Annotated in this window: 14 protein-coding genes; all 14 read right to left on the bottom strand. The window is 52.6% G+C overall.

The annotated features are described in order from the left end of the window. Window positions 1–70: 70 nt before the first annotated feature. The 14 genes from HNR75_RS02460 to pduM all read right to left on the bottom strand — a co-directional run bounded on the left by HNR75_RS02460 (window position 71) and on the right by pduM (window position 11,839). Complete coding sequence (locus HNR75_RS02460; protein ID WP_188025448.1) at window positions 71–682, bottom strand: fumarylacetoacetate hydrolase family protein; 612 nt, start codon at window positions 680–682, stop codon at window positions 71–73. A 99-nt stretch (window positions 683–781) separates the two neighbouring features. Then, the gene (locus HNR75_RS02465; RefSeq protein WP_188025449.1) at window positions 782–1,642 is read right to left on the bottom strand and encodes a GHMP family kinase ATP-binding protein; all 861 of its coding nucleotides are present in this window, start codon (window positions 1,640–1,642) and stop codon (window positions 782–784) included. Then, window positions 1,635–2,714 carry a threonine-phosphate decarboxylase CobD gene (cobD, locus tag HNR75_RS02470; RefSeq protein WP_188025450.1) on the bottom strand — a complete coding sequence of 360 codons (1,080 nt, stop codon included), beginning with the start codon at window positions 2,712–2,714 and terminating at the stop codon, window positions 1,635–1,637. Before cobD ends, HNR75_RS02465 begins: the two co-directional genes overlap by 8 nt. Window positions 2,715–2,732: 18 nt before the next feature. After that, window positions 2,733–3,524, bottom strand: coding sequence for a uroporphyrinogen-III C-methyltransferase (cobA, locus tag HNR75_RS02475; RefSeq protein WP_188025451.1), 792 nt, complete (start codon window positions 3,522–3,524; stop codon window positions 2,733–2,735). A 3-nt stretch (window positions 3,525–3,527) separates the two neighbouring features. Further along, window positions 3,528–4,706 (bottom strand): acetate/propionate family kinase, encoded by a 1,179-nt coding sequence (locus tag HNR75_RS02480; RefSeq protein WP_188025452.1) that lies wholly within the window; start codon window positions 4,704–4,706, stop codon window positions 3,528–3,530. A gap of 22 nt (window positions 4,707–4,728) precedes the next feature. Further along, window positions 4,729–5,157, bottom strand: coding sequence for a EutP/PduV family microcompartment system protein (locus HNR75_RS02485; protein WP_188025453.1), 429 nt, complete (start codon window positions 5,155–5,157; stop codon window positions 4,729–4,731). Window positions 5,158–5,162: 5 nt separating this feature from the next. Further along, on the bottom strand, window positions 5,163–5,513 hold the full coding sequence (eutS, locus tag HNR75_RS02490) for an ethanolamine utilization microcompartment protein EutS (RefSeq protein ID WP_425506758.1): 351 nt from the start codon (window positions 5,511–5,513) through the stop codon (window positions 5,163–5,165). Window positions 5,514–5,529: 16 nt separating this feature from the next. Further along, window positions 5,530–6,078, bottom strand: coding sequence for a BMC domain-containing protein (locus tag HNR75_RS02495; RefSeq protein WP_188025455.1), 549 nt, complete (start codon window positions 6,076–6,078; stop codon window positions 5,530–5,532). Window positions 6,079–6,080: 2 nt separating this feature from the next. Further along, window positions 6,081–7,460 carry a 4Fe-4S dicluster domain-containing protein gene (locus HNR75_RS02500; RefSeq protein WP_188025456.1) on the bottom strand — a complete coding sequence of 460 codons (1,380 nt, stop codon included), beginning with the start codon at window positions 7,458–7,460 and terminating at the stop codon, window positions 6,081–6,083. Beyond that, on the bottom strand, window positions 7,457–8,572 hold the full coding sequence (locus HNR75_RS02505; protein ID WP_188025457.1) for a 1-propanol dehydrogenase PduQ: 1,116 nt from the start codon (window positions 8,570–8,572) through the stop codon (window positions 7,457–7,459). The genes HNR75_RS02500 and HNR75_RS02505 overlap by 4 nt, the downstream gene beginning before the upstream one ends. Before the next feature lie 21 nt (window positions 8,573–8,593). Next, window positions 8,594–9,997 carry an aldehyde dehydrogenase family protein gene (locus HNR75_RS02510; protein WP_188025458.1) on the bottom strand — a complete coding sequence of 468 codons (1,404 nt, stop codon included), beginning with the start codon at window positions 9,995–9,997 and terminating at the stop codon, window positions 8,594–8,596. Beyond that, window positions 9,994–11,037, bottom strand: a complete 1,044-nt coding sequence (locus HNR75_RS02515; RefSeq protein ID WP_188025459.1) for a cob(I)yrinic acid a,c-diamide adenosyltransferase — start codon at window positions 11,035–11,037, stop codon at window positions 9,994–9,996. The genes HNR75_RS02510 and HNR75_RS02515 overlap by 4 nt, the downstream gene beginning before the upstream one ends. Window positions 11,038–11,047: 10 nt before the next feature. Next, window positions 11,048–11,335 (bottom strand): EutN/CcmL family microcompartment protein, encoded by a 288-nt coding sequence (locus HNR75_RS02520; RefSeq protein ID WP_188025460.1) that lies wholly within the window; start codon window positions 11,333–11,335, stop codon window positions 11,048–11,050. A gap of 3 nt (window positions 11,336–11,338) precedes the next feature. After that, complete coding sequence (pduM, locus tag HNR75_RS02525; RefSeq protein WP_188025461.1) at window positions 11,339–11,839, bottom strand: microcompartment protein PduM; 501 nt, start codon at window positions 11,837–11,839, stop codon at window positions 11,339–11,341. Between the last annotated feature and the right edge of the window lies 1 nt (window position 11,840).

An 11,840-nucleotide genomic window follows, 5' to 3' on the forward strand; every position in this document is an offset into this window, starting at 1 on the left:
ACTTTATCATTTAGATATACGAATCTGGGCAGACAAATGATGATCTCTGGCCGGGAAAAGAATTTCTGGCCTATCGGGCAATCCATTCGCCACGGGTAACGATTTTATCATCAACCATGACATTTGCTGTAAACAGGTCATGCTGATGTATCACGCCAACACCTTTGGGTGATCCGGTCATGACGATATCGCCATCATTCAGCGTTATAAACGAGCGTATTTCTTGCAATATCTGTTCGGGTTTATGGATCATGAGGTCTATCTGACCGTATTGTGTCCGTTTGCCATTAATATCCAATGAAAATGACAGGTTTTTATCGTGATCTGATATTTCGGTAAAGTTGCTGAATACGGCGGAACCATCAAAAGATTTTGCTCGTTCCCAGGGCAGGCCTTTTTTTTTCAGTGTCGTCTGAAGTTGCCGTTTAGTGAGATCCAGGCCAAAACCAATCGCGGAAAATCTGTTTTTTTCATAAAGAAAACAGAGTTCGCCTTCATAACTGAGTGGTTCCTGATGATATGAAAGGAGTTCATTGCTGATGGCGGAATTATGTTTCATGAATATCAGGATTTCATCCGGAATTTCATTTTCCAGTTCCATGATATGTTCAACATAATTTCTGCCGACACAGACAATTTTAGAGGGGATTATTTTTCTGTCATTGATAGTGATGCTTTTCATTGCCATCGCTCTTTTTATAAGAAAGTGCTATTGGTTATATCGCTAAAAGCAATTCCGTAGAATATAAATTTAATGACCTTTATTTGCTTTACTGTTCGACTAACGGACACCGCCTGTAATCATATGTGAACAATGGCGATACGGATAAAGCTTGTTTAGCCCCATTTCATTGATTTCTCTGGAGATCCGTTCAATATCATGCCTATTTTCATTAAAAAACAGACCCACTACGGTGCCGCTGTGTGCGACATTCAATCCATAAAGATCATGGGTTTCGATCAATTTAAGCAATTTATCAAATGCGGGTTTGGGTAATATATTCTGGCTGGCTTCGGCGCTGAGCGTTGCGGCTTGTCCTAATTTATAAATATCATTATTTCGGGCTGCTTCCTGAAAATAAATCCAGGATTGTTCCAGTTTACCGGCATTTGCCAGTAATGCGTGCCGGCGATCAAGCCGGTGATAGTCGGCGGTAATCAGTTGTTGTTCACTTTCCAGGATCAGAATATTTAATTCTGGCGACCAGTTGTGGCCAATTTGAGTCTGACCGGTATTATGATCAAATAATGTGAGATCGCTGAAAATCGTACTGTCGGTGGGCTCTATCTGCAAGCAGATATCCGCGATTTCCTGTTCTGTCAGACGCTGATTCAGATGGCGGGCGGTTGCCACGGCGGTTGCCGCAATATCGGCGGTACTGCTGGCCATGCCTTTGGCCACCGGAATGGTGGAATCAAAACGGATCCGCAGCATCTGGTGCAGTTCTTCCGGTAGATCAAAATGCCGGAGAACCCGTTTCAGCATGTCGCGCATTCGCGGGCGTTCACGGGCATCCGGGGCACCGTCACATACTTCAACGGTGCTGAACCAGTTGATGGGGCAGGAAATCAGTTTCTCGCTGCCCAGCACCCAGCCCTGGATCAGTTCACCGCAGGAGGCCGGACAACGCGCTTCAGCCATGTCCGAATACCTGTTTCAGAGCGGCAACCAGCTGTTGGTTATTTTCGTGGCTTTTAATGGCAACCCGGTAATGTTGATCGCTGAGGCCGGGATAATTGGCGCAGTGACGGATCAGCAGATGATGTCTGAGCAGTTCATCCTGCAGGTTTAATTCAGTTTGTTGATTTCTGATGAAAATGTAATTGGCGGCAGGACGCCAGACTTTCAATTCGCTGAACTGACTTAATGCCTGATAAAGATATTCCTGTTCGGCCTGTAGCCAGTGGTGCGTTTGCTGAATATATCCCCGATCATCCAAAACCGTTTCACCGGCAAGGGCGGCGAAGGCGTTGATCGTCCATGGCTCACGCTGATCGCGCATGGTGTCGATAGCCTGCATATCTGAGCTGAGCAGATAGCCCAAACGTAAGCCCGGAATAGCGAAAAACTTGGTGAGTGAACGCAGGATGAACAGATTCGGATAGTCGTTCAGGCTGGCCGTCAGCCCGGTCTGGCCGGGCAGAAAATCAATAAACGATTCATCGACAATCAGAGTGATCTGCAATTCACGACACCGGTCAAGGATCTGCAGCAGCAGTGCCTGCGGTGGTTGTTGCCCGGTCGGGTTGTTGGGCGTGCATAAAAACAGACAATCGAGATCCGGCGTCAGTGCATCCAGCAACGCGGCGGTTGGCTGATAATCATCAGCCTCATGCAGCGTGTAATTCACGATGTCACAGGATTCCCGCTCCAGCGCCCGCCGGTATTCGGCAAACCCCGGAACGGGCAGCATGGCTTTTTTGGGGCGCAGATAATGCGTGAGCGCGAAAATCAGCTCGGTGGCACCATTACCGGCCAGAACGGCGCGGGGGCTGCATCCGATATGGCGGGCGAGCGCAGCATGCAGCCGCTGATAATCGATGTCCGGGTAGTGTTCCGCCAGCGTCAGATTATCCACGATGGCCTGTTTCAGCGATGCCGGCATGCCGAGCGGATTGATGTTGGCGCTGAAATCCAGAATCGAATCCGGCGCCAGCCCGTACCGCTCTGCCATTTGCAGCACATTCCCGCCATGCTGACCGCTTTTTGCCATGCTTATCTTCCTGAGTAATTAAAACGCTTCCGCCAGTGTGGAGAGATCAATCATTTCATCCAGTTGCATGACGGTCGGCGTAAATTGTAACAGCTTCTGCAGTTGGACCACATTGCCAATCACAATCAGCGCCGGTGATTTGATCCCTTCGCGGAGCACATCCTGCGGCAAGGTGGCGAGCGTACCCTGTGCAATTTTCTGAACCTGATGGCTGGCGCACATTACGGCAGCGGCTGGCGTAGAAGCGGCTTTGCCATGTTCAATCAGTTGCTGGCAGATGGTTTCAATCTGACTCATCCCCATCAGAATGACCAATGTGCCCTGCAACTTGGCCAGCGTCGGCCAGTCCTGCGGATCTTTACCCTGCTGCAAATGCCCGGTAATGACGTGGAAGGAAGAGGCATGGTCCCGGTGCGTGACTGGAATACCGGCGTAGGCCAGGCCGCCAATTGCCGAGGTGATACCGGGGATCACTTCAAACGGAATACCGGATTGCGCCAGGGTTTCGACCTCTTCACCACCGCGGCCAAACACATAAGGATCGCCGCCTTTCAGCCGTACGACATTGCGTCCCATCAGGGCTTGGGCAACCAGGATCTGATTGATTTCGTCCTGCGGGATCGGGTGGTTGTTCGGGGTTTTTCCGACATTGATCATCTCGCAGCCGGCCGGTACTTCCGCCAGCAGTTCTTTACAGACCAGACGATCATAAACCAGCACATCGGCATGTCGAATACAGTGCAGACCTTTTACCGTGATTAAGGAGGGGTCACCGGGACCCGCGCCAACCAGCCATACTTTTCCGTTCATAGTTCACACTCTCATGACATCACGGGCAATCATCAGTTCTTCATTGGTGTTAATCACCGCGATGCTGACAGGTGCCGCAGATTGTTGAATAAAGGTTTCATTTGAATTATTTTTACCGGCATCCAGTGAAATGCCAAGATAATCCAGCGCATGGCAAATTGCTGCCCGTGCGGTGCGCGAGTTTTCACCGATGCCGCCGGTAAAGATCAGGGCGTCCAGTCCGCCCATATGGGCTATATAGCTGCCGATAAAATCCCGGATACGGTTGGCGAACATCCTCAGCGCCAGTTGTGCTTGTGGGTTGCCATTTTTCGCGGCCTGTTCCACATCGCGGTAATCATTGGAGACACCGGAAACTCCCAGCAGGCCGGACTCATTATTGATCAGAAGGTTCATTTCATCGGGCGTTTTCGCTTCGCGCTGCGCGATAAAAGGCATGATGGATGGGTCAATATCACCGCAACGGGTTCCCATCATAACACCGGCCAGTGGCGTGAATCCCATGGAGGTATTCACCGAACGGCCATGCTGAATGGCGCAGATACTGGAACCATTGCCCAGATGGCAGCTGATTATCCGCAGCTCACTTAAAGGTGTATCCATTTTTTCAGCACAGACCTGGCTGACATATTTATGGCTGGTGCCATGAAAACCGTAACGGCGGATGCCGAGCTCCGTGTAATAACGATAGGGCAGCGGGTAGAGATAGGTATCCGGCGCCATGGTTTGATGGAAGGAGGTATCAAATACCGCGACGGCTTTCGCATGGGGTAAGGCTTTCAGGAAAGCACGAATCCCGATCGCATTAACCGGATTATGCAGCGGCGCGAGGATGCTCAGCTGTTCGATTTCGTACAGTGCGGCATCGTCGATCAGGGCAGAATCGCGGAAAGCTTCACCACCGTGAGCAACACGATGACCGACTCCGCTGATTTCATCCAGCGAGCGGATGATCTGGTGATCCAGTAATACCTTTAGTAAATGATCAACCGCCTGTTGGTGATCACTGACCGGCAAGGTTTCCTTTTGTTTCTGTCCGGCAAACTCAATAGTGAAGATAGCATCCTGTTTTCCGATCCGCTCGATCAGACCTTTGGTAATGACCTGTTCATCCGGCATGGAAAAGAGCTGAAATTTCAGGGAAGAGCTGCCGGCATTGATCGCCATTATTTTCTGCGACATAGGGTGTTTCTCCGGTTACGGCTTAGTTGAGATATTCCAGAAGTGGTGAGAGACCCTCTCCGGTAACGGAAGAGGTAATAAACAGAGACTGCGCTCCTGCCTGCATCAGTTGCTGACGGGCAAAATCGAGGTCATGGCCGTCAGTCGTGGTGTCGGCTTTGGTGATGATGCCGATCACGGGTTTGTTGAACGCGGTGGCAAACATCGGTGCAAAAAAGCATTGCGGACTGTCAGCACTCTGCACCAGCGCCACCACATCGGCATCGCAGGACGTGGTAATCAATGCGCTGTAAAGACAGCGGTTTTCCAGATATTCGCCCGGTGTATCGATAGCGTAGTCGCAATAATCGAGCGCCTGGGTTTTATGGTAAGCCATAGGGTCGCCCTGCAGGCGCTGGACTAACGAGGTTTTGCCGCACTGGCTTTGTCCGATCAGCATGATTCGTTTCATGATGGTTACGTCCGGGTCAGTTCGCAGGCGCTGAATTTCATCATGTCGCCCAGCGTATGGATGACCTGACGTAGCGCATATTCGATGGCTGAAACATCGCCGGTGATGATGACGGCGCCGGTGAAACGATCAATAAAACCGATGGTGACTGCGCCGGATTTGGTGGCGATATCGCTGGCGATGATGGCGCCTTCACTCGGGGTAATCGTCAGAATGCCGATGGCACTGGCTGCTTCATTCAGGCCAAGTTTTTTGTAGAGTTCTTTATTCGGGTTGGCGATCAGATGCGCCAGTGTGATCTGCTTACCCGGTACGTATTCCTGTATGACACGTTCTTTGGCTTGAAATTGTTCCAGCATAAAATCACCTTGATTAGACTAATTGTTGCCAGAGGGCATCGTGAGGTTTGGCAATGACCGCACTGTGTACCAGCAATCCTTTTTCACCGGCACTCTGACTGGCAGCTTTGACGGCGGTCGCGGCATCAGCGATATCACCATTCACCACCAGATAGCATTTGCCACCGATACCGAAGGCCATATGAATGCGCACCAGCGTGACATTGGCCGCTTTTACGGCACTGTCGGCGGCGGCAATACAGGCGGCGACGCTGTAGGTTTCGACCACGCCCAGTGCCTGACGTTTTTCGACCGGGGTGACACCGCTGATGGCGGGTAACACAGACGCATGCACATTCGGCAGCACAAAACTGTCGACTTTCATATGTCCGCCTTCGCGTTCACCGTTTTGCACCGCTTGCTGTACCGCCGTTATTTCACCGCCAACCATGACGATGTATTTGCCGGGGCAGATGGTTTTGGCACTGAGCAGATCCACGTTCGCGCTTTTCAGCATCACGTCGGTGACCTGAATGCCTTTGGCGATACTGTTCAATTCAACCAATCCGATTGCGTGATACATGGTTATCCTCTTCTTATAGTGATGCAGCCTGGTGAGACCTGCGTGATCTGACCGGAAATGCTGGCGTGGATGCCGACACTCAGCGCATCGGCTTTGGGCTGCGCAATACACTGGCCAGCCATGACCTGATCGCCAACCTGTACGCAGGCTTCTGCCGGAGCGCCGATATGTTGTTGCAGCGGAATAGTGACGCTTTCCGGTTGCCATGACAGAACTGTGAACGGTGCTTCGTGGTAATACGGCTCGAGACCCAGACGTGAAACCAGTCGTTTGATCGGCACCATACGGTATTCCGCCATTGCATCCTGTGGACGTAATTCCCCCTGATAGCGGGCGCCCTGAGCACGCAGCTGTTTCTTCAGTAACTGGTTAATGCGCATCGGCGAAATTTCGACCGGACAGGCATAGCTTTCACAGACGCTGCATTCGGAGCAGGTGAGTGCCGATAACAAAATGGAAGGTGTCGCGACCTGCTGGTAGTTCATCGCCCGTACCAGCAGATGCGGTGGCAGCTCGTGACCAATGATGTGTCGCGGACAGAGTTCGGTGCACAAACCGCACTGTTCGCACACCGTTTTCGCCATATTCAGAATGGCGTCATCACTGCGCTTGCGGCGCTGAATGATCAGATGGTTCTCTGGTAGCACCAGCAGACCGCCGGTGGTTTTGGTGACCGGCGCATCAAGGTCAGTCACCAGTTTGCCCATCATCGGGCCGCCATTGATAAAGGCCGGATTGGGAATCGTGGCGCCACCTGCCAGTGCCAGTACATCGCGCAGGCTGACACCCAGCGGCACGGTGATGGTCATTGGATTTCTGACCGCGCCGTTGATGGTCAGTGTGCGCTGAGTAACGGTCTGATTGTCTTCCAGTGCAGCAGCCAGATTCAGCAAGGTCTGCACATTATTGACGACCACACCGATACTGATCGGCAGTGCGGCGGGTGGCACACGGCGACCGGTGGCCTGCCAGATGGTGATCACTTCATCACCGGCCGGGTAAACATCCGGCAGAATATGAATGCGGATATTGGCGGGCAGTTGCGGGTCTAACGCGGCAATCGCAGTCTTATATTTGGCTTTCAGCGCGATGATGCCTTCTTTGGCGCCGGTGGCGGCCATGCCGTAACGCAAACCGCGGACGAGTTGTGCAGCATGCTGCGCCATCAGCTGTTGATCGACCTTCAGCATCGGCTCGCATTCGGCGGCATTCACCAGATAAATTTCAGCCTGCGCCTGCAATTTCACGTAGGTCGGAAATCCGGCGCCACCGGCACCGACGATGCCTGCCTGACGAACCCGTTCCGGGATTTGTGCTGCCGGGATCGCGGCCAGCGTTTGCTGAACCCGTTGTTCCTGCGCGTTTAAAAGGTTTTCACTCATAAAATGGCCTCAACAATCCGGGCAATATCCTGATCGGCAATCGGACTCGGATTGGTTTTTAAGGTGCTGTCCGCCTGTGCGGCACGAATGATTTCGGGTAAACAATCGCGGACCTGTTTCCCGGTGATTTTCAGCGTGTGCAGCGCGGTGGGAATGGCGATGGTTTTCTGTAACTGGCGGATGTGATTGAGTAGCTGGTTAAGCGCGGCTTTATCTCCGGCATCCTGTGCACAGAACAGGCAATGTTTGGCCATGCGCGCGTAGCGTTTCAGCGCTCGGGCATCACTGGCAGCATTAAAACTGATTACCTGTGTCAGCAATAATGAGTTCGCCAGACCATGAGCGATGTGAAACTGGCCGCCCAGTTGATGCGCGATGGCGTGGTTTAAGCCCAGCCCAGCCTGACTAAATGCCATGCCCGCCATGGCGGAAGCGTTGTGCATTTTGCTGCGGGTTTGCAGACAATCGCCTTTAACACAGGCCGTTGGCAGATATTGAAACACCAACTGTACGGCTTTTTCAGCCAGCGCATCGGTAAAATCGCTCGCGCCTTTCGATACATAGGCTTCCAGCGCGTGTGTCAGCACGTCCATGCCGGTATTGGCAGTAATGGCCGGTGGTACGGTGACCACCAGGGACGGATCCAGAATGGCGATGTCCGGATAGATGCTGTCTTCAAATATCGGATATTTAATGCTTTTTTCCGGATCGCTGATCACGGTAGCGCTGGTGACCTCCGAGCCGGTACCGCTGGTCGTCGGAATGGCAATACAAGTTTCGATATCACGCCCTTGCTGGCGAGCGAAATAAACAATGGCCTTGGCGGCATCAATGGCGGAACCGCCGCCAAAGCCGATGACGATATCGGGTGTGACGACATTGAATTGGGTGATCCCAGCCACCACGATGGCAATGCTGGGATCGGGGGTGATATCACTGAATAAATGAACCTCGTTTTGTGGTGCCAACAGGGCTTCGAGCCGGGTATATGCCGGACTTTTCGCTAAGAAGCTGTCGCAGACGACCCAGATCTTTTTCCCGTTAAACCGTTTCAGTACATCCAGACTGTTAATACCGCTGTAGATTTTTGTACTGACTAAAAACTTGTTCATTTATTCCAGCCTCATCAGAACTTAGCGAATTGAAAAACCATTGGTCAGTACACAGCGACGCAGACGGCCGAACGTACGCGCCGAGGTTGTACCTTCACCGGTTGGGGTCGCGATAGTGAAGGTGGTAAAGCCTTCGGCGCCGACCCCGATACCGGCGTAAGACGGACCATTTTTGACAAAAATCGAGGTTTGCATCAGATGTGCGGCCTTGTTCAGACGTGAGACGTTCTGAGAGTGCATCATGGCGGTATGGTGCAGAGCATCTTCGACTTTCAGCGCCAGCTGCAGGCCCTGCTCAAAGTTATCGACACGCACAATCGGCAGCACCGGCATCAGCTGTTCGACGACCACAAACGGATCATCTGCCGGTACTTCCACAATGATCAGACGTGGTGCTTTAGCCGGGCAGGGTAGACCAGCTGCTTCCAAAATGGTTGCCGGGCTTTTGCCGACCAGAGCCTTGTTGGCCGCGCCTTTCTGGATGCAGACTTCACGTAACTGGGCGATCTGTTGCGGATCGGTAATCTGATAGGCACCGAATTCACGCATCTGCTGAATGAGCTGATCGGCGATGCAATCCACGGCAATCACGCTTTTTTCCGCAATGCAGGGCAGGTTGTAGTCGAAAGAAGCGCCTGCCACGATGTCTTCTGCCGCTTTGACAATTTCAGCGGTTTCATCGACCAGACAAGGCGGATTTCCGGCACCGGCACCAATCACTTTCTTCCCGCTTTTCAGCCCCATATTGACGATACCGGGGCCGCCGGTGATGGCTAACACCGCGATTTTGTTGTGTGCCATCATCTGCTGGGTGGCTTCAAAAGTTGGTTCTTTGACTGTGACCACCAGATTGCGGATGCCACAGGTTTTGAAGGCGATCTCTTCGATTTTGCTGATCAGCCATAGCGAGACATTTTTCGCACCGGGATGCGGGCTGAAATAGATGGCATTACCGGCGGCCAGCATACTGATGCTGTTATTGATGATGGTTTCAGTCGGATTAGTGCTGGGCGCGACAGAGCCGATCACACCAAATGGTGAATATTCAAACAAGACCATGCCTTCGTCGCCGGTCAGTGCGGTGGTTTTCAGATCTTCGATACCGGGGGTGTTTTCTAATGCAGCCTTGTTTTTCAATATCTTATCGGCAGTATTTCCCATCCCGGTTTCTGTTGCTGCGCGCTCTGCCAGTTCGGGAATGCAAGGGGCTATTTCGGCCCGGATAGCGGCAATGATGGCGCTACGGGTTTTTAATGGTGCATCCTGATAACGCAGAAAGGCGGCATGAGCCGCACAGATGGCGCTGTCTACGTCATTAAACAGTGCCACCGGTGTACTGGTACAGGCCGATGTTTCTGTTGCCGCCGGTGTCAGTTGTTCAGTCAGAATAGTACGGATTAAGCTTTCTAACTCTGTGTTATTCATTCTTCTTTCCCCAGATGTAATCCATGAATTGCGGCTTGTGCAATCTTCATATCTTGTTCAACGGAGCCACCGCTGATCCCTAATCCACCTACCAGATAACCGTCGCGATAAAGCGGATAACCGCCACCGAACGTCACCACTTTGCCGCCAGTGCTGGCTTCAAGCTGGAACAGATTGGCACCGGGCTGGATCGCGGCGCTTAATTCGTGCGTTGCGGCTTTCAGCGCCACGGCGGTGTAGGCCTTTTTCGGTGCCAGCTCAAGACTGACCAGCAAGGCATCCGGCATCCGGTAAGTCAGGATGGTATTGCCATGCCGGTCTGCCAGCGAAATCACCACTGGCACCTTTAATTCATTTGCTGCGCCGATGGCCTGTTGCAGCAGACGATGTGCAAGCGAGAAGTCCAGCGCTAACGGTCTGCTGGTAACGGGTTGAGTGTCAGTCACCGCCGGCAGTGCTTGCTGTTGCTGCGTGGTTGCAGACAGATAACGCTGGATAACGGTATCGACGATCTGATGGGTTTGTGCCAGCTGGTCTTCAAACCGGGCGAGGGCATACAGACAATCAGATAGTCGGTTTAAATATTTCAGGAGTTCCGGCCGGATTGTGGCGGTATCAGCCAACTCGACCAACCGGCGTTCTGCGCGACGGGCGAGAGTACGCGCGACATGCAATCGGCTACCGGCTTCTGAGGTGCCGGGCAGCACAAAACTGTGTACTGGCGGCAGCGCTGCCATACAGCGGTCAATCGCCTGTTCCATCGCAGTAATGTCTTCCGCGGTGACCACACGCTGATTGGGCTTGGTGGCAGTTGCATCTGCTGTTGCTAATTCTGCACCCAGATAAAACAGCTGATATTGCAGCGCTTCCAGCAGTGACTGGTTTGCATCGTCTTTCACTTCTTTGCTGGCCAGACTCAGCATGGCATTCAGTTCATCGACGGTGCCATAGGTCTCGACACGGATATCGGTTTTCTTCACGCGGGCGCCGCCGACCAACGAGGTTGTGCCTTTATCACCGGTTTTGGTGTAAATACTCATGGCTTGCTCCTCAGGCTGACAGGTTTTGTGAGACGGAATCGACGATCCCGACCACTGCCATGTCAATGGCGTCATTGGGTTCAGGAAAGACCCGGCGAGCTGATGAGCCGCAGGTAACCAGCACAATTTCGCCCTCACCGGCACCGACAGAATCGACGGCGATCTCTGTTCGTATTTGATCTTGGGCGGGCAATGAACCGTCGGCATTCACCCACTGGATCAGCAGCAATTTTTTGCCGGTCAGCGACGGTGATTTTTGTGTTGATACGACGGAACCAATGACTTTCGCTAATAGCATGATTTACTCCGGTCGGATCCATTGAATATGTCGCTGCGTCAGAAGGTCTGAGGCCAGCGGAGTTAACAGCGAACGCGGTGCGATGAGCAGGATCCCGGATTTAAACCCGATGACATCGCTGTAGCCGATCACCGGTTTGGCACATAACCGGATGTCCTGCCCCAGATGATTACTGAATGTCAGTGGCAAACGGTTCAGGCCGGTGACAGGTAACGCTTTCAGTAACTGGCTATGCAGACTGATGTGGATCTGCACGCCATAGGACATGGCATCCAGCGTTGTTGCGACTGCCGGGTGCTGAACATCGTTCAGAGCCAACTGCGCGAGAAAGCCCGGATCTGGTTGTTGAATGTGCAGATGGGCATGGCGAACATACACAGAAGGTGACAGCCCTTTCACTAAATCTGACTGGCGAGTAGCAAATACGGCCCGTTCACGTTGCTGTAGCAGGGCAACGATCGCGTTGACGATTTGCTCAGTTTGATCCGGAGAAAGGACTGTCATG

This window comes from Tolumonas osonensis, from assembly GCF_014202415.1.
In the GTDB taxonomy this organism is placed as follows: Bacteria; Pseudomonadota; Gammaproteobacteria; order Enterobacterales; family Aeromonadaceae; genus Tolumonas; species Tolumonas osonensis.